Raw genomic sequence first — 17,498 nt, 5'->3', positions numbered from 1 at the left:
TATGGAATACTTGCTTGCTGCCGGATCAATACCGACATTGATGGTCGCGCTGGTGCTGGGAGCTGTTATTGGGAGCTTCCTGAATGTAGTGATCACCCGGCTACCAATACAGCTGGAACGCCAATGGCAGCGCGAATGTGCCGAAATGAACGGAACGCCGGTAACCAAACAGGACCGCTTTTCCATCGCGTTTCCGGGTTCCCATTGCCCTGAATGCAAGGCCTCTATTGCCTGGTACGATAATATTCCGCTGTTGAGTTATCTGGTTTTGCGCGCACGCTGCCGCCATTGTCAAACTCGCATTCCGGTTACCTACTGGCTGGTTGAAATTATCAGTTGCCTGGCGTTTGGCATAATAGGCTGGTATTTCGGCTTCACTCTGCCAGCGCTGGTATATGCTACGGTCTTTTCGTTATTAATTTGCCTGTTCGTCATTGACTGGCGTCATCAGTTACTGCCCGATCAGCTCACTTACCCTTTACTCTGGGTGGCTTTGCTCTGGTCTATCTCTGACTTAAGTGACATGACTCCAACCTCCGCAATTATTGGTGCCGCAGCGGGTTATCTTAGCCTTTGGAGCGTGTTCTGGGCCTATAAGCTTATCACCGGCAAAGAAGGTATGGGCTATGGTGACTTTAAACTGCTGGCAGCTATCACCGCTTTTACCGGCGCGACTCTGTTGCCGGTCACAATTCTTGCCAGCTCGGTTTGCGGAGCCGTAATAGGCCTGATTATGTTACGCCGGCAAAGCCGCTCTCAACCCATACCTTTTGGGCCTTTTCTAATCGGCGGAGGCCTGCTGAGTTATTTCTATGGTATGGAGCTGTTGTTCAGCTACTGGCATTGGTTAGGGGGAACTTGAGTATGACCTATGTAGTTGGTGTAACCGGTGGTATCGGTAGCGGAAAGTCGGCAGCCACAGCTGAGTTTGAAAAATTGGGCATAACCGTGATCGATGCCGATATTGTGTCCCGTCAGGTGGTAATGCCGGGCACCCCCTGCCTGCGAGCAATTGCAGAACATTTCGGTCGAGATCTGCTAACCGACAAAGGCGAGCTTGATCGCAAAGCGCTACGCCAAAAAGTATTCTCTGACCCTGCAGAAAAAGACTGGTTGAACAGCTTGTTACACCCAGCCATACGCGAGGAAATTCTGACTCAACTGGAACAGGCCAGCTCACCCTATGTAATTTTATCAGCGCCGCTGTTACTGGAAAATAATTTAGATAAGTACTGCCAGCGGGTATTAGTCGTGGATGTTCCGGAAGAATTGCAACTGCAAAGAACCATTCAGCGCGACGAGAGTCCAAAAGAAGAAGTTGAGGCAATAATGAAAGCTCAGCTGAGTCGTAAGGCACGACTTCGCAAAGCGGATGATATTCTGAATAACGAGAGCAGTATCGACCAATTACGTCGGCAAGTTAACCAATTGCATCAGCGCTATCTTGCGGCAACCGTTGCACAGGAAGAGTAATCCGCTATCATAGCAACAGAGTTCAACAATCGGCAATCGCATGACATCTACTGATAACGACAACATTCTCTATGAATATCCGCTTCAGGAGCGTATGCGAACTTATTTGCGTTTAGAACATGGCTTCGAACAGTTAAAAGCCAGCCGAGTCTGTTTTGATGAACAGGCTGAACCCTTTTTTAATGCCTTGTTTGCTGTCACCGAACTACTTGAGCGCTGTGACATCCGTACCGAACTGACAAAAGACTTAGAGCTCGACAAACAGCGTTTACAAAAATGGGAAGAACACCCCGACGTAGACCGTGACGCATTGCAAAGAACCATTAGTGAAATTGAGCATTGCATCAACACGCTTCAGGATATTCCAAAGTACTTGCGCCAACTCAAAGACGATGCACTGCTAACGAGTATACGCCAGCGATTCAGCCAGCCGGGCATGAGCGGCTTATTTGAATTACCTCAGCTACATTTATGGTTAAGTCAGTCTGCTGAAGAAAAGCAGCAACAATGCGAACGCTGGAGTCAGACACTGGCTCTTGTTGAACTGGCTATTACCTTAAAACTGACATTATTACGCGAGCAATCCGTTTTTGCGCCAATACAATTGCAAAATGGCTTCCTGCAGGAAAGTTCAGAGCAACTGCTTGCTATGCTGCGAATTAAGGTCCCCCGCTCTGCCAAGATTTATCCGGTGATCAGTGGGCATCGGCAGCGATTTACGGTACGATTCATGCCCTTACCCGGGGAGAGCAAAGAAACATCCCTGCACGATATTGAATTTGAACTCGCAAGGTGTAGTCCATGAGTATTAGTGTTAACTGCCCAACCTGCCAGACTAAGGTAGAGTGGTCAGAAAAATCCCCTGCCAGACCTTTTTGCAGTGAGCGATGCAAGCTGATTGATTTAGGTGAATGGGCAAACGAGGAAAAAAGCATCCCGGGCGAGCCAGTTGTCATAGCTAACGACGACTATAACAACGAAGAATCAGATTATTAGTTCAGGTAGTAGCCATTAGAGTACGAGTTGCTGTACTAATAAGCGTTCAATGACTGCATAATGCATTCGACAATGGGTTGATTAGCTTCCGGAAACTGGAATGCATCCAGCTGGTTTTTATCAACCCAACACCAGTCCTGACCTTCTAACTGACGCGCTTCACCGCTGTATGAAAGCACCCACCAGACATCGAGTAAAACTCGCTTATCTTTGTACTGATGCTCTATGACGGTTAATGGAGCCATGTCGGTCACATCAATACCGCACTCTTCTTTTAGTTCGCGCTGCAATGCTTGTTGAACATTCTCGCCAGCTTCGACTTTACCGCCGGGGAATTCCCACTTACCACCCTGATGTTGTTCAGGATGACGTTGAGCGATAAAAATTTCGCCCTGTTCATTTTCAATCACGCCTACTGCCACATGGACAGCAGGCGATTTTTGGGTCTCCATAAAAACCTATAGTTTACCGTGACAATGTTTATATTTTTTGCCTGACCCACAAGGGCATGGCTCGTTACGACCCACTTTTGCGCCTTTACGAACCGGTTGTCCCTGAGCATTATCAGTGTTTTTCTGAGGCTCTTCAGCTGCCGGGCCACTTTGCTCATGGCGGAACTCACGTGGCGCGCTATCGGCTGCTTTACGTTGTTCATCTACTGCGTCCACATCTTCCTGAGCTCGTACTTTCACCTTGCTCAGAATAGTCACAACGTCGAGTTTCAGGGCTTCCAGCATCTCGGTAAAGAGTTCAAAAGCCTCTTTTTTGTATTCTTGTTTCGGGTTTTTCTGAGCATAACCACGCAGGTGAATACCCTGACGCAGATGATCCATTGCTGCTAAGTGTTCTTTCCAGTGCTGGTCAAGGCTTTGCAACATGATGGATTTTTCGAAGCGGCGCAGCACTTCAGGCCCCACCATCTCTTCTTTTTCCTGGTAAGCTTTAACCAGCTCTTCCAGTACTCGCTCGCGCAACACTTCCTCATGGAAATGATCTTCTTCGTCCAGCCATTGCTGTAATGGCAGCTCGATGTGGAAATCGCCACGCAGACGCTCTTCCAAACCCTTTAAGTCCCAGAGCTCAGCCAGAGACTGAGGCGGAACGTACTCGCTGATCACTGAATTTATCACGTCGTCACGTATCGCAACGATGGTTTCAGAGATATCACCTTCGTCCAGCAATTCATTACGCTGGTCATAGACAACACTACGCTGATCGTTGGCTACATCGTCATACTCAAGCAATTGTTTACGGACATCAAAGTTACGTCCTTCCACCTTACGTTGCGCATTTTCAATAGCTCGCGTTACCCAAGGGTGTTCAATGGCTTCGCCTTCTTTCATACCCAGACGCTTCATCATAGTTCCAATGCGGTCTGAAGCGAAAATCCGCATAAGTGGATCTTCCAGCGACAAATAGAAACGCGATGAACCCGGGTCACCCTGACGACCAGCACGACCGCGTAACTGGTTATCGATACGACGCGACTCATGGCGCTCAGTACCAATAATGTGCAAACCGCCAGCCTCAATTACGGCATCATGCAGTTTCTGCCAGTCTTGCTTTATTTTCTCGATTTTGTCGTTAGATGGTTCTTCCAGCTTTTCAACTTCTGCCATCCAGCTTCCGCCCAGAACAATATCGGTACCACGACCGGCCATGTTGGTCGCAATGGTTACCGTTCCCGGACGGCCTGCCTGAGCAATAATGTCTGCTTCGTGTTCGTGGAATTTAGCGTTCAGTACCGCATGAGGAATTTTCTTTTTCTTCAGCAACTGTGACAAAAGCTCAGAGTTTTCAATAGAAACCGTACCCACCAGCACCGGGCGCTTCTGCTTACGACACTCTTCAATGTCTTCGGCTATAGCTTCGTATTTTTCCAGTGTGGTCAGATAAATAAGATCGGCTCTGTCATCACGAACCATTGGTTTGTTGGTTGGCAGTACAATGGTCTCCAGACCATAAATAGACTGGAACTCGAAGGCTTCAGTATCGGCTGTACCGGTCATACCGGCTAGCTTGTTGTATAGACGGAAATAATTCTGGAAGGTAATAGATGCCAATGTCTGGTTTTCGTTCTGAATTGGCACGCCTTCTTTGGCTTCTACTGCCTGATGCAGACCTTCAGACCAACGGCGACCTTCCATTGTACGTCCTGTATGTTCATCAACAATGACAACCTTGTCGTCTTTGATGATGTAATCCACATCTTTTTGAAATAGATGATGAGCGCGTAAAGCAGCATTGATATGGTGCAGTAAACTGATATTAGCGGCTGAGTATAGCGAATCATCAGCGTCCAGCATGCCTTTCTCTTTCAGCAGCTCTTCAATGTGTTCCTGACCGTGTTCGGTAAGATGCAGCTGCTTGGCTTTTTCATCAATGGTAAAGTCGCCGTCGCCTTGTTCTTCTTCAGTGTCTTCTTTTTCCTGACGAACCAAGTGTGGAACCAGCTCATTCATTTTGCGGTACATTTCTGAACTGTCTTCAGCCGGACCGGAAATAATCAGCGGCGTACGGGCTTCATCAATCAGAATTGAGTCGACTTCATCGACCAAAGCGTAGTTTAATTCGCGCTGAACTCTGTCCTGTGGCGCAAAGGCCATATTGTCGCGCAGGTAATCAAAACCAAACTCGTTATTGGTACCGTAAGTAATGTCGGCCTGATAAGCTGCTTTCTTGTCTTCAGGCGCCATGCCCGGAATGTTGAACGCTACGGTCAACCCAAGGAAGTCAAATAATGGTTGGTTGAATTCAGCATCACGCTTGGCCAGATAATCGTTCACCGTAATAATGTGAACACCTTTACCCGGTAACGCATTCAAATAAGCAGGCAAGGTCGCTGTCAGCGTTTTACCTTCACCCGTTTTCATTTCTGCTATGCGGTTATCGTTCAGTACCATACCGCCAATAAGCTGTACATCGAAGTGACGCATCCCGAAAACACGTCTGCTGGCTTCACGAACAGTAGCAAAGGCTTCGGGTAAAATTTTCTCTATGCGCTCACCATCGTTCAGACGCTTGCGAAATTCAGCGGTTTTCTCTTTTAGCTCGGCATCACTTAACGCTTCAAACTCGGGTTCCAGCAAATTAATTCGCTCAACGTCTTTCTTCATAGTTTTGAGAATGCGATCGTTGCGACTACCAAATACTTTTCGAAACAGACTGCCTAGCATGAGATTGATTTATCCTGTGTTACTTTCCTGAACAACAAAAGCGGTACCTAAAGTACCGCCTACGTTCTAATTAATTACCGAGTTATTTTGAGTCAGCTTTACGATACACAAACTGATTAGGGTCAATTTGACGGCCATTACGCAAAACTTCGTAATGAACATGTGGTCCGGTCGACCGACCACTGCTGCCCATTTTCGCAATTTGCTGACCGCGGGTAACAACATCCCCTACTGAAACTGTTAACTCGTCGTTATGACCATAACGGGTTTTTAAGCCACCACCGTGGTCAATTTCGACTAAGGTGCCGTAACCGTATCTGTCGCCGGCCCAGGTGACAACACCGGCTCCGGTAGCAATAACCTTAACGTCTTCGTTATAACTGGCAAAATCTAACCCTTTATGCATAGCGGGTGTGCCATTGAAAGGGTCCTTACGAACTCCATATTGCGAAGACAACCAACCATCTGAAATTGGACGGCCTGCAATATACGCATCATTATTAAGTTGGTGATTCATCATCACAGATTCAAGTAGCGATAGCTGTTTTTGTTTGTCAGAGATCTGCGACAGCATATCTTCAATTTCAGTGAGGACATCCTTACCAGAGCTGTGAGGAAGTTCAGCAACTTCTAGTTCCGGCCCACCAATGGGAAGTTCCTGATTAAAGTTAAACTCACCATTGTCGAGATTAGCGACACCAGCTAAACGCTCACCTAAGGCGTCCAGACGACGCATTTGAGCTCTTAACTCGCCCAGATAAATGGTCATAGCACCCAGACGCTTTTGAGTATCTTCTTTTAACTCTTTTAGTGCCTGCTCTTGTAAAACAAGCTTTTTCTGCTCTTCCGTGATTTTGTTCTGTGCCACCGCAGGGTCAATACCCTGATACTGCCATGGCTGCCAGCTAGCAAGGCCAATAAAGGCAGCAATACCGACAAAGGAAAAAAATCGACGTCGACTTAACCGAATACGAAAACGTATTTTGGAGCCTCGATAAAAGACTGATAAACTCATCCGAACTCTCTTAATATTTGCCTACTACGCAATTATGTCACGACATCCGAAAACACCATCAGAATGGCTTCGTTCAGGTCAAAAAACCTTGTCGTCAACATTACGACATTATGCACAGTTTGCCGCCCAACTTTCGCATTGGCAACAATTGTTTCAACAATGCGTTGATAAAAATACCAGTCAACACTGCCAATTGCTGAATATCCGCGATGGTCAAATGATCATTCAGGTGGATAACGGTAGCTGGGCAACCAGGCTAAAACTTCAGCAAGCGGCCATTATAACGCATTTTCGCCACAATGCGACGGTCCCGGTACAGAGCCTTTCAATTAAGGTGTCTCCGTCAATGAACAGTTTTGAGAAAAGTATTAAAAATCAGAAAGGTTCGAGCAGCGCAGAACGCCTACTGACAATGGCTGAGGGGTGTGATGAGCCGTTGAAGTCGGAATTAAAAGCGTTGGCGGCAAAGTTTACCGCCAACGATAAAGATTAAGCTGTCGTGGTTGCTGGTGACCAAAAAGCGATAGGCGCAGTAGCCTGCTCTTCGTCAAAGGTCACAAACTCCCATGCTGACTGCTGCGCTAACAAAGCCTGTAATAGCTGATTATTCAGCGCATGCCCTGACTTGTAAGCACGCAGGTGACCTAAAATACTGTGGCCACCCATGTACAAATCACCAATAGCATCCAACATTTTGTGTTTTACGAATTCATCGTCGTAACGCAAACCGTCACTATTCAGAATGCGGAATTCATCCAGCACAACAGCGTTATCAAAACTGCCGCCTAATGCCAGGTTATTTTCCCGTAAATATTCAATGTCTTTCATAAAGCCAAAGGTACGAGCACGGCTAATTTCTTTGATAAAAGCATTAGCGCTAAAGTCGATACTGACGGTCTGGCCTGTGTCTGCGATAGCCGGGTGTTCAAAGTCGATAGCAAAGTCGATACGGAAACCATCGTGGGGTAGCAGTTCCGCCCACTTATCACCGTCTTCGACACGTACCGGCTGTTTGATCCGGATGAACTTCTTCGCTGCTGACTGCTCTTCAATGCCCGCGCTTTGTAGCAGGTAAACAAACGGGTGCGAGCTGCCGTCCATAATTGGAATTTCATGCGAATCGACTTCGATAATCGCATTATCAATTCCAACGCCGGCCAGCGCAGCGAGCAAATGCTCGACGGTAGAAACGCGAACGTTTTCCTCATTGATAAGACAGGTACACAGCTGCGTATCACGCACCCAGTCGGCCCGTGCTGGAATATCCACCACAGGATCAAGGTCCACACGACGGAATATCAAACCGGTATTGGCCGGCGCAGGGCGTAAAGTAAGGTTTACTTTATTGCCTTTGTGCAGCCCAACACCAGTGGTTGATATCGCTTGCTGTAATGTACGTTGCTTAATCATGGTACTTGTTCACCTACCTTTATATTCGGTTCGCCATGGCTAAAGCCAAAGCGGCCGCATATTATACGACATTTGTCATGGTTCGATCAAATTTTACGCATACTTATCAAGCGTTACGTCAATTTAGTCGACCTGTTTTCGCAAAAAAGCCGGAATATCCAGGTAATCGAGTTCTTTATCCTGTTTAGCTTTGGCAGCAGGCTGACGTTTTGGTTCCGCTTTTGCTTCCGGTTGCAGCTCTTCCTGCTCCTCATAACGAGGTGCTGCACCGCCGCGGTCTATATCATTACTACGGTAAGCCGGTTGCGGTTCACGCTTGGCCGTTGTCTGGTTAGTATTATTCACCAAAGAGATATCGGGCTTACGTTCCGCGCCAATACCTGTAGCAACAACAGTTACGCGCAACTCGTCAGACATTTCAGTATCGATAACCGTACCCACGATCACCGTTGCGTTATCTGAAGCAAAGGCTTTAACCGTATTACCTACGGTGTCCAGTTCTTCAATACTCATGTCCATGCCGGCGGTCACGTTAATCAGAACGCCACGAGCACCAGACAAGTCGATGTCTTCCAGTAACGGGCTGTTAATGGCCATCTCCGCGGCTTCCTGCGCACGATCTTCACCGCTGGCAACACCGGTACCCATCATGGCGGTACCCATCTCTTTCATGACCGCGCGAACGTCAGCAAAGTCGACGTTAATAAGACCCGGACGAGTAATGAGCTCAGCAATACCCTGAACCGCGCCCAACAATACGTTGTTTGCAGCACTAAAGGCGTCCAGCAAGCTGGTTCCACGGCCCATAACTTTTAGCAACTTCTCGTTTGGTATAGTAATTAACGAGTCGACGCTTTGCGCCAGTGCGTTAATGCCTTCATCGGCGACGGCCATACGCTTTTTCCCTTCAAACGGGAAAGGCTTGGTCACAACCGCAACGGTCAGAATACCCAGTTCTTTGGCAACTTCAGCAACCACAGGTGCCGCACCAGTTCCGGTACCGCCGCCCATGCCAGCTGCAATAAAGACCATATCGGCACCTTCTAAGTGGACTCGGATATTCTCGCGGTCCTCTTCTGCCGACTGACGACCCACTTCCGGGTTGGCGCCAGCGCCAAGACCTTTAGTGATGTCCTGCCCTAATTGAATGGTGACATCTGCCGTATGATTACGCAGAGCCTGCGCATCGGTATTGGCTGCAATAAACTGCACACCTTCAATTGATTCTTTCACCATGTGCTGGACAGCGTTTCCGCCACCACCACCGACGCCAATCACCTTAATGACGGCTTCGCTTTCATAATTGTCCATCAGTTCGAACATAATAATTCTCCCTACCTGCTTTTAACGTGCTACCCCAAGTTAAAACTCACCTTTGAACCAACTCTGCACTTTTTGCCAGAGTCCGATCACGTCAGTTTTAGAGCTTTCTTTTTGTGACACAGCGGCATCTTCCTGCCCATACCGTAACAGTCCCACCGCTGTGGCATAAACCGGATCTTCGACGTAATCTCGTAGGCCTTTCATGCCCAGAGGAACGCCGATACGAACCGGCATTTGAAAAATTTCTTCGGCAAAATCAACACAACCTTCCATTTTGGCGCTACCGCCGGTAATAACTACTCCGGCTGCAATTTGCTCGTCTAAACCACTTTGCTGAATTTCATCCCTGACCAGCTCAAACAATTCCTGATAACGCGGCTCGACGACTTCGGCCAGCGTATGACGCGACATTACCCGCGACGGGCGACCTCCCACCGAAGGCACCTCAATGGTGTCTTCCATGCTGACCATTTGTCGCAGTGCACACGCGTGCTTGGTCTTAATTTCTTCTGCGTGGTTGGTCGGCGTACGGAATATCTTGGCAATGTCACTGGTGACTTGATTGCCTGCCGCCGGAATCACCGCTGTATGGCGCAATACCCCGCCCGCGTATATACAAATATCAATGGTGCCGCCGCCTAAATCGACCAGCGCCACGCCTAAATCTTTTTCGTCATCGGTTAATACCGATATACTTGATGCTAACGCCGAGAAAATCAGTTTATCCACCGACAGTCCGCAACGCTCAACCGCTTTTATAATATTCTTCGCCATATCGTTGGCACAGGTAATAATGTGCACTTTCGACTCCATACGGACACCGGACATGCCTATTGGGCTGCGGATACTTTCCTGTGAGTCAATGACGTACTCCTGCGGCAAGACGTGTAAAATACGACGTTCCTTTGCAATAGGCACTGACTGCGCGGCGTGAATCACGCTGTCGACATCATCCTGAGTCACTTCAGCTTCGTTAATCGGTACCATGCCACTTTCGTTCTGACAGGAAATATGACGTCCGGAAATGTTCAAATACACCGATGCCACGCGGCAATCAGCCATTAATTCGGCTTCATCCACAGCACGCTGTACCGATTGCACAACCAGATTAAGGTCATTCACACCACCTTTGTCCATGCCACGCGACGTAGCCGTGCCAACGCCAACAACACTGATCTCATTATCAGGTAATAACTCACCTATAAGTGCAGTCACTTTGCTGGTGCCTATATCCAGACCTACAACCATATTGTGTTCCGATGTTTTCGACATAACCGTCTAACTCTCACTTTTTGCTTCACGCCAGGCCACTGCAGCCCCGGTGTCATATCGTAAATCCACAGTATCGATTTCGTTGTTTTTACTTTTTTCGTGCTCAACGATGCTGGGAAACACATCGATAAACCGCTTAATTCTCTCTAATGTGGCTTCGCGCCCCAATTTAATCTCAATTCCCTGTGCCAAAACCACGTTGACAGCAAAGCGTTCGGTTAATCTCAACGCTCTTATCTGAAAGCCATTAACCTCCAGCATTTGCTGTACCCGGTTAAATTCCTTCCAGGTCTCTTTCACCGCGTTCTCCGGACCGAACAACTGTGGCAAACTGCTGTCAGCTCTCGTTATATCAGCCCGGAAAACTTCCTGATGCTGATTGATAAGCCGATCACCGTTCCACATGGCCACGGGTTTGTGCTCCGTCACATAAACCGACAACTTATCCGGCCAAACCTTGCGAATAGAAACCTTTTGCACCCACGGCAACTGCTCTACCCGACGCCTTAAATCATCCACATCGGCCGTAAAAAAGCTTCCTAACGGCTCTGCTGTCAATGCCTGCCTAACCTCTTCGCTGGCGGTATAATGCAACTCGCCTTGAACACTTAATTCAGCCAGCGGTACTTGCTGTTCGTCTGTCAGCACTTCGTTTAACTGATAGATACCAACCAGTGCCCCCGCAATAGTCAGGCATAACACCACCACACCTGACCAAAAGTTGACTGAGCGCAGGCGCTGTTCAGCAGCCATCGTTAGCGCTCCAGCGTTTGCGCTAAAATGCGCTCCACTAAGTCATTAAACTGTAAACCAGCAACTTTTGCCGCCATAGGTACCAGGCTTTTTTCTGTCATTCCCGGTACCGTATTGGCCTCTAACAAAAACCACTCACCCGCGTTATTGCGCATCACATCGATGCGTCCCCAGCCACTACCTCCTATGGCCGCGAAAGCGCGTTCAGCCAAGGTTCGCAAACTTGCTTCGTCATCGTCACTTAGCCCTGCAGGGCAGTGATACTGGGTATCATTTGCCTGATACTTAGCTTCAAAATCATAAAACTCATGTGGCGTTTGCAGTCGAATAACCGGTAATGCCTTACCTTCCAGTATGCCAATGGTATATTCCGCACCTTCAACCCACTGTTCGACCAAAAGGTCGTCGTCAAACTCAGCCGCATGCTGCAAGGCTAAAGCCAGGCTTCGCCCGTTATCGGCAATGCTCATACCTATAGAGGAGCCTTCACGTGCTGGTTTTACAATCACCCGGCCACCGAGCTCCTGCAACATAGCTTCCACGTTCACTTGCTCTATTTCAGCTTGCGTTACCACCCGCCAATTGGCGGTTGGCAGACCCACTGAATGCCAAATTTGTTTACAACGCACTTTATCCATACCCAGCGCACAGCCCAGAACATCACTGCCGGTGTATGGCATTTCCAGTATTTGCAACGCCCCCTGCATGCTGCCATCTTCACCGCCGCGGCCATGCAAAGCGATAAATACGCGATCAAACTTTTGCTCCACAAGCTCCTGCAAGCTATGCGCCGCCGGGTCAAATGCGTGTGCATCGATGCCTTTCGCAACCAAGCCTTTTAATACCGCCATTCCGGATTTCAGCGAAACATCGCGCTCAGCCGACGTACCGCCCAGCATGACGGCCACTTTACCAAAGGCATTAGCTTTCATGACTCAACACCTCAGTTGCAATTCGCTTGGCCAATGCGCCGATATTTCCAGCGCCCTGCGTTAACAGCAAGTCTCCCGGAGCAAGCACCGATTCAAGAACTTCCGGCATATCATCCACGGTTGCCACATAAACCGGGTCTATCTGCCCGCGCTGGCGTATTGAACGACATAATGAACGGCTGTCTGCGCCGCTTACCGGAGTTTCCCCGGCACTGTAAACTTCCAACATCAGTAATACGTCAACCTGCGACAGCACGTTAACGAAGTCTTCATACAAATCTCGTGTGCGTGAGTAACGGTGCGGTTGAAATGCCATTACCAAACGACGCTCCGGCCAGCCTTCCCGCGCGGCCTGAATCGTGGCCGCAACTTCTGAAGGATGGTGACCATAATCATCAACCAGCATCACTTCACCCGGCTCTTTATTCGAGTCTTTATCTGAGATGGCAAAGTTACCGTAATGCTGAAAACGACGGCCGATACCTTCAAATTTGTTCAGTGCTGACTTAATGGCTTCGTCGTTAATTCCTTCATCTGTTGCTACAGCTACTGCGGCCAGTGCATTCAACACATTGTGCTTACCCGGCAGATTAAGACACACGTCAAGTGGTTTCAGCCCTTTGCGTAAAATAGTAAAGCAGCTCTCACTGGCGGTTTGTTTATAATCTATTGCTCGTACATCAGCGGCTTCGCTAAAGCCGTAGGTCATGGTCTGACGGCCGAGTCGTGGTATTAAATCAGATACGACAGGGTCATCGACACACATAACAGCTAAACCGTAAAACGGCAGGTTATGCAAAAATTCAACATAGGTGTCCAGCAGCTTATTGAAATCACCTTCGTAGGTGTCCATATGGTCTGCTTCGATGTTCGTCACTATCGCAACCATCGGTTGTAAATGCAGAAACGACGCATCGCTTTCATCTGCTTCGGCAATGAGATACTTACTGTTACCTAAACGAGCATTCGAACCAGCACTATTGAGCAAACCACCAATAACAAAAGTTGGGTCACGACCGGCTTCGGCAAAAATACTCGCAACCAATGACGTGGTCGTTGTTTTTCCGTGTGTACCGGCTACCGCAATACCATGGCGAAAACGCATAAGCTCGGCCAGCATTTCTGCACGACGTACTACCGGCACCCGCAGCTGGTGAGCAGCTACCAGCTCAGCGTTATCCGCTTTTATTGCACTGGATACCACAACCACACTGGCGCCTTCGATATTGTTGGCCATATGTCCGAGAACCACAGTGGCTCCGAGACAGCGCAACCGTTCGGTATTGGCGTTTTCGGCAATATCCGAACCCGAAATCTGATACCCCTGATTTAACAGAACTTCTGCAATACCGGCCATACCCGCACCGCCGATACCAACGAAATGGATTCGCTGTACCCGGCGCATTTCCGGGACGTTCACAATAGTAAATGGCTGTGCGTTGGTTGCGGTCATGCTAGTCATCGCTCTGTCTATATTCCATACATTCATTCACCAGTCGTTGCGTTGCCTCTGGCATCGCACACTGGCGAGCGAAACGCGCCATTGTCCACAGTTGTTGTCTGTCATGCAATAAACGTTTTAACTGTTGTTTCAATGCGCCTTCCACTACTTCAGTTTGCGGCAATAAAACTGCCGCACCACGGCTTTCTAAAACTTTCGCATTGGCGCTTTGGTGGTCATCCACAGCATGTGGCAATGGCACCAGAATGGACGCTACGCCCATTACCGCCAACTCAGATATGGTTAATGCGCCAGCGCGACAAATAACCAAATCAGCATTTTTAAAAGCGTCGCCCATATCTTCAATAAATTCGGTGACTTTCAGCGTTTTAAGCACTGATGCACCTAAGTAAGCCTTTTCAGTTGTTGCCTCACGCTCAGCACCACACTGGTGCAGGACATTAAGTTCAACACCTTCTAATGCTTTGACGGCTTCCGGCACGGCTTCGTTCAATACCTGCGCACCTAAACTTCCGCCAACCACCAATATATTCAAGGCTCCGTCTGTATTTGATTTTTCTGTCTGTTCAGCCGCTTGTGCCAATAACCCCTTGCGCAGAGGGTTACCAACAACCGGATACTGCTGCCATTGCGGGAGGGCAACCGGTAGCCCCAACATAACTTTGTTTGCTCTGGGGGCTAACAACCGGGTAGTCATGCCCGGTATGGCATTTTGTTCGTGCACCACTAAGGGGATGCCCAGCAGTTTCGCAGCTAACCCCATTGGCGCGCAGACATAGCCGCCAAAGGTTGCCACTACCTGTGGCTGTAGTGTTTTCAGCAAGCGTCGACATTGCAGCACGGCTTTCGCCAAAGTGAATGGCATGAACAGCTTTCTTTTCAGCCCATGACCGCGAACTCCAGTCATGCTAATGCTGTGTAAAGGGAAGTTAGCTGCCGGAATCACCCGACTTTCTAAACGACCTTCCTGCGTACCCAGCCAGTCAACTTGCCAGCCGTTGTCGCGCATTTGTTCTGCTACGGCTAAGGCCGGAAAAATATGACCACCGGTGCCGGCTGCTGCTATCAAAACTTTGTTCATTCGGCACCTCCGCGCGGTGCCACTTTGCGACCCAGCATCCGACGTTCATGGTCTATGCGTAACAACAGCCCAACGGCCAGAGCCGATATGATCAGGCTGTTACCACCGTAGCTCACTAAAGGCAGTGTCAGCCCCTTAGTTGGTAATGCACCGGACGCAACACCGATATTCACAAAGGCCTGGATACTAAACCAAATACCGATACCATAAGCCAGATAACCGCCGTAACGTTGCTCCTGCATTAAGCAGCGACGGCCAATAATTAAAGCTCGCCATACCAACATTAATACGGTTGCAATAACCGCCAGCACGCCAAGAAAACCTAGTTCCTCGGCAACAACAGCCATAATAAAGTCAGTATGTGCTTCGGGTAGGTATTGTAATTTTTGAATGCTATTACCCAAACCGGCGCCGCTAAAGTGGCCTTGCCCAAAGGCAATAAGCGACTGCATTAACTGATATCCGGCACCGAATGGGTCCTTCTCCGGTTCCAGGAAGGTGAGCAGACGCTGCATCCGGTAAGGCTCAACGATGATCAGTAAAATTAATGCCAGTACGCAGGTAATGAACACAGCAAAAAACTGCCACAATCTAGCGCCAGCTAAAAACAGCATGGCGACGGTTGTTGCCGACAAGACAACCACGGTTCCGAAATCCGGCTGCATTAATAAAAGCACTGCAGCAATAAACAACAGCGCCAGAGGTTTTATAAAGCCTTTAGTCGCTTCTCTGACTTCGTCTTCCCTGCGGGACAAATAACTGGCCATATAAATACAGAAGAAAAGTTTAGCGACCTCTGCCGCCTGAAAAGTAATTGGCCCGACTTTTATCCAGCGTTGTGCACCGTTAACTTCATATCCCACAACTAAAACCATTAACAGCATAATCAAGCCGAGCAACAACAACTTACCGCTCTGTTGATTCCAACTATTCGCCGGTACCCGTAAAGTCGCCAGCATAACGGCTAAACTAATCAGAATATAAATGCCGTGACGAATGGCAAAATGGAACGGATTCCCCGTTAACCGGTCTGCCGTAGGTAAAGACGCAGACGTGACCATAACAAAGCCAAAAGCCAGCAACGCCATTGCCAGGGTAAACAGCATACGGTCGTACAGTGGCTGACTGGCTTTTGGTTGAAACCAGTTAATCAGCTTTTGCCAACGACTACCGACATCGGAAGCCGGTATCTCAAGATTTAACTGTTCTTCACGCACTGTTGACATAAAGCGCCTCCACTGCATGACGGAAACTGTCGCCCCGATGCTCGAAGTTCTGAAACTGATCGAAGCTCGCGCACGCAGGCGATAACAGCACCATGTCGCCGGTTTGCACTAAAGATGCCGCTAGCTCCACGGCCTGCTGTAAACTTTTTACCTGCCGTGAACCGTTAAACAACTGACCAATGCGGGGACCATCTTCACCTATGGTTAAGAGAATATCGACCCGCTCCAGGGTCGACTGCAGCTCACGGAAGTCTGCGCCTTTGCCGACCCCACCCGCTATTAGCAGTAAACGCCCGTTTATCATTGGTCTCAGCCCCTCAACCGCGGCAGCAGTAGCACCGATATTTGTGGCTTTTGAATCGTTAACCCAGAGCACGCCCTCATTGTCACTGACTAATTCACAGCGGTGCGGCAGTCCTTTAAACTCTTTTACCGCACGAACCGCGGCTTCAATATCAATATCTATTGCCTGACACAAAGCCAGAGCTGCCTGCACATTCACCAGATTATGAATGCCCTGGAGTTGCAATTGATCTGCCCGCAGTACGACACTGCCATCGAAAGTCACGGCAACCGGCCCACTGACACGGTCGATATTTCCAGATAGCAAACCAAAGTGTTTGGGATGCGAGTCATTACCGAAGGTCATTAATTTTCCCGTAACCGGGTGTGGCCAGGTATCCTGCTGCTGACGGTTCAGTATCCAGGTTTTTGCATGAGTAAAAATGCGTTGCTTAGCTTTTACATATTCATCCAGAGTGCAGTAACGATCCATATGGTCGGCACTAATATTCATAAGTGCCGCCGCTTTAAGTTTCAAGCTGGAAACTGATTCCAACTGAAAACTGGAAAGCTCCAGTATTACAGCATCGGGGTGTTGCTCCTGCAGCAGCAAGTCGAGTACTGGTACGCCTATATTGCCGGCTGCAGCCACATTTTTGCCGCATTGCTTAGCAACAAACTCGACCATGCGAGTTACTGTGGATTTTCCATTAGAGCCAGTTACCGCTACTATCGGCAATTTTGATTCTTGCGCAAACAGCTCAACATCACCAACAATCGGAATATCTGCATCACGCGCCAAAACGACTGGGTCTTCACGTAAATCGATACCTGGACTTGCTATAATTAAGTCGGCCGCCAGCGTGTCTTCTAATTCCCAATGCCGATTAATCAGCTCAGCATCGCCCAGTATTTGTTTTGCTTCTTCCAGGCCCGGAGGGTTCTCACGCGAATCAAAAACCTGAATTTTGACCTCGGCAAGCTTCTGATCCTGCTGCCGTTTATGTTGTAAATAGCGCAGCACAGACACCCCGGTCTTTCCAAGACCAAGGACAACAATGTGTTTTGTATTCTGCCAGGCTATTTTAGTCATTATT

The 17,498-nt window shown here is 48.6% G+C and carries 17 protein-coding genes; 5 read left to right on the top strand and 12 right to left on the bottom strand.

Annotated features, from left to right (window positions below; all coding sequences use genetic code 11):
* Position 1 precedes the first annotated feature (1 nt).
* From IL_RS02290 to yacG, 4 genes are read left to right on the top strand one after another with little or no spacing between them, the layout of a single operon-like run.
* Positions 2 to 862: a prepilin peptidase gene (locus IL_RS02290; protein WP_011233711.1), complete on the top strand. Its 861-nt coding sequence runs from the start codon at positions 2 to 4 to the stop codon at positions 860 to 862.
* A 2-nt stretch (positions 863 to 864) separates the two neighbouring features.
* Positions 865 to 1,473 carry a dephospho-CoA kinase gene (coaE, locus tag IL_RS02285; RefSeq protein ID WP_011233710.1) on the top strand — a complete coding sequence of 203 codons (609 nt, stop codon included), beginning with the start codon at positions 865 to 867 and terminating at the stop codon, positions 1,471 to 1,473.
* Between the two features lie 40 nt (positions 1,474 to 1,513).
* A complete protein-coding gene (zapD, locus tag IL_RS02280; protein WP_011233709.1) occupies positions 1,514 to 2,278 on the top strand; it encodes a cell division protein ZapD in 765 nt (254 codons plus the stop codon).
* Entirely contained in the window at positions 2,275 to 2,469 is a 195-nt protein-coding gene (gene yacG / locus IL_RS02275) for a DNA gyrase inhibitor YacG (RefSeq protein ID WP_011233708.1), read from the top strand. Before zapD ends, yacG begins: the two co-directional genes overlap by 4 nt.
* Positions 2,470 to 2,504: 35 nt before the next feature.
* Here the strand turns inward: yacG and mutT are convergent, their stop codons facing one another.
* The 3 genes from mutT to IL_RS02260 all read right to left on the bottom strand — a co-directional run bounded on the left by mutT (position 2,505) and on the right by IL_RS02260 (position 6,660).
* The gene (gene mutT, locus IL_RS02270) at positions 2,505 to 2,921 is read right to left on the bottom strand and encodes an 8-oxo-dGTP diphosphatase MutT (protein WP_011233707.1); all 417 of its coding nucleotides are present in this window, start codon (positions 2,919 to 2,921) and stop codon (positions 2,505 to 2,507) included.
* 6 nt (positions 2,922 to 2,927) lie between these two features.
* Positions 2,928 to 5,645 carry a preprotein translocase subunit SecA gene (secA, locus tag IL_RS02265; RefSeq protein ID WP_011233706.1) on the bottom strand — a complete coding sequence of 906 codons (2,718 nt, stop codon included), beginning with the start codon at positions 5,643 to 5,645 and terminating at the stop codon, positions 2,928 to 2,930.
* 82 nt (positions 5,646 to 5,727) lie between these two features.
* Positions 5,728 to 6,660 carry a M23 family metallopeptidase gene (locus IL_RS02260; protein ID WP_011233705.1) on the bottom strand — a complete coding sequence of 311 codons (933 nt, stop codon included), beginning with the start codon at positions 6,658 to 6,660 and terminating at the stop codon, positions 5,728 to 5,730.
* Between the two features lie 88 nt (positions 6,661 to 6,748).
* On the opposite strand from IL_RS02260, the gene IL_RS02255 reads away from it, so the two are divergent.
* Positions 6,749 to 7,153, top strand: coding sequence for a DUF721 domain-containing protein (locus IL_RS02255; protein ID WP_228757996.1), 405 nt, complete (start codon positions 6,749 to 6,751; stop codon positions 7,151 to 7,153).
* Here the strand turns inward: IL_RS02255 and lpxC are convergent.
* From lpxC to murD, 9 genes are all read right to left on the bottom strand, one after another.
* Positions 7,150 to 8,070, bottom strand: a complete 921-nt coding sequence (gene lpxC / locus IL_RS02250; protein WP_011233703.1) for a UDP-3-O-acyl-N-acetylglucosamine deacetylase — start codon at positions 8,068 to 8,070, stop codon at positions 7,150 to 7,152. The genes IL_RS02255 and lpxC overlap by 4 nt on opposite strands.
* A gap of 123 nt (positions 8,071 to 8,193) precedes the next feature.
* Positions 8,194 to 9,393, bottom strand: a complete 1,200-nt coding sequence (gene ftsZ / locus IL_RS02245; protein ID WP_011233702.1) for a cell division protein FtsZ — start codon at positions 9,391 to 9,393, stop codon at positions 8,194 to 8,196.
* 39 nt (positions 9,394 to 9,432) lie between these two features.
* On the bottom strand, positions 9,433 to 10,665 hold the full coding sequence (gene ftsA / locus IL_RS02240) for a cell division protein FtsA (protein WP_016341267.1): 1,233 nt from the start codon (positions 10,663 to 10,665) through the stop codon (positions 9,433 to 9,435).
* A 6-nt stretch (positions 10,666 to 10,671) separates the two neighbouring features.
* The gene (locus IL_RS02235; protein WP_011233700.1) at positions 10,672 to 11,418 is read right to left on the bottom strand and encodes a cell division protein FtsQ/DivIB; all 747 of its coding nucleotides are present in this window, start codon (positions 11,416 to 11,418) and stop codon (positions 10,672 to 10,674) included.
* Between the two features lie 2 nt (positions 11,419 to 11,420).
* Positions 11,421 to 12,350 (bottom strand): D-alanine--D-alanine ligase, encoded by a 930-nt coding sequence (locus IL_RS02230; protein WP_011233699.1) that lies wholly within the window; start codon positions 12,348 to 12,350, stop codon positions 11,421 to 11,423.
* A complete protein-coding gene (gene murC, locus IL_RS02225) occupies positions 12,340 to 13,812 on the bottom strand; it encodes a UDP-N-acetylmuramate--L-alanine ligase (protein ID WP_011233698.1) in 1,473 nt (490 codons plus the stop codon). Before murC ends, IL_RS02230 begins: the two co-directional genes overlap by 11 nt.
* Positions 13,805 to 14,893 (bottom strand): undecaprenyldiphospho-muramoylpentapeptide beta-N-acetylglucosaminyltransferase, encoded by a 1,089-nt coding sequence (gene murG, locus IL_RS02220; protein WP_011233697.1) that lies wholly within the window; start codon positions 14,891 to 14,893, stop codon positions 13,805 to 13,807. The genes murC and murG overlap by 8 nt, the downstream gene beginning before the upstream one ends.
* On the bottom strand, positions 14,890 to 16,119 hold the full coding sequence (ftsW, locus tag IL_RS02215) for a putative lipid II flippase FtsW (RefSeq protein WP_011233696.1): 1,230 nt from the start codon (positions 16,117 to 16,119) through the stop codon (positions 14,890 to 14,892). Before ftsW ends, murG begins: the two co-directional genes overlap by 4 nt.
* Positions 16,103 to 17,494: a UDP-N-acetylmuramoyl-L-alanine--D-glutamate ligase gene (gene murD, locus IL_RS02210; RefSeq protein ID WP_011233695.1), complete on the bottom strand. Its 1,392-nt coding sequence runs from the start codon at positions 17,492 to 17,494 to the stop codon at positions 16,103 to 16,105. Before murD ends, ftsW begins: the two co-directional genes overlap by 17 nt.
* Positions 17,495 to 17,498 lie beyond the last annotated feature (4 nt).

The sequence above is a fragment of the Idiomarina loihiensis L2TR genome (genome assembly GCF_000008465.1).
In the GTDB taxonomy this organism is placed as follows: Bacteria; Pseudomonadota; Gammaproteobacteria; order Enterobacterales; family Alteromonadaceae; genus Idiomarina; species Idiomarina loihiensis.
The sequence above is the reverse complement of the archived record's forward strand: the minus strand, read 5'-3'. Positions and strand labels throughout refer to the sequence as shown.

Bases quoted from the DNA above. Each gene is read 5' to 3' on its own strand.
- IL_RS02230 (WP_011233699.1), bottom strand. From the start codon at position 12,350: ATGAAAGCTAATGCCTTTGGTAAAGTGGCCGTCATGCTGGGCGGTACG.
- murD (WP_011233695.1), bottom strand. From the start codon at position 17,494: ATGACTAAAATAGCCTGGCAGAATACAAAACACATTGTTGTCCTTGGT.
- secA (WP_011233706.1), bottom strand. From the start codon at position 5,645: ATGCTAGGCAGTCTGTTTCGAAAAGTATTTGGTAGTCGCAACGATCGC.
- ftsA (WP_016341267.1), bottom strand. From the start codon at position 10,665: ATGTCGAAAACATCGGAACACAATATGGTTGTAGGTCTGGATATAGGC.
- ftsW (WP_011233696.1), bottom strand. From the start codon at position 16,119: ATGTCAACAGTGCGTGAAGAACAGTTAAATCTTGAGATACCGGCTTCC.
- coaE (WP_011233710.1), top strand. From the start codon at position 865: ATGACCTATGTAGTTGGTGTAACCGGTGGTATCGGTAGCGGAAAGTCG.
- mutT (WP_011233707.1), bottom strand. From the start codon at position 2,921: ATGGAGACCCAAAAATCGCCTGCTGTCCATGTGGCAGTAGGCGTGATT.
- IL_RS02260 (WP_011233705.1), bottom strand. From the start codon at position 6,660: ATGAGTTTATCAGTCTTTTATCGAGGCTCCAAAATACGTTTTCGTATT.
- lpxC (WP_011233703.1), bottom strand. From the start codon at position 8,070: ATGATTAAGCAACGTACATTACAGCAAGCGATATCAACCACTGGTGTT.
- yacG (WP_011233708.1), top strand. From the start codon at position 2,275: ATGAGTATTAGTGTTAACTGCCCAACCTGCCAGACTAAGGTAGAGTGG.
- murG (WP_011233697.1), bottom strand. From the start codon at position 14,893: ATGAACAAAGTTTTGATAGCAGCAGCCGGCACCGGTGGTCATATTTTT.
- ftsZ (WP_011233702.1), bottom strand. From the start codon at position 9,393: ATGTTCGAACTGATGGACAATTATGAAAGCGAAGCCGTCATTAAGGTG.
- zapD (WP_011233709.1), top strand. From the start codon at position 1,514: ATGACATCTACTGATAACGACAACATTCTCTATGAATATCCGCTTCAG.
- murC (WP_011233698.1), bottom strand. From the start codon at position 13,812: ATGACTAGCATGACCGCAACCAACGCACAGCCATTTACTATTGTGAAC.
- IL_RS02235 (WP_011233700.1), bottom strand. From the start codon at position 11,418: ATGGCTGCTGAACAGCGCCTGCGCTCAGTCAACTTTTGGTCAGGTGTG.
- IL_RS02290 (WP_011233711.1), top strand. From the start codon at position 2: ATGGAATACTTGCTTGCTGCCGGATCAATACCGACATTGATGGTCGCG.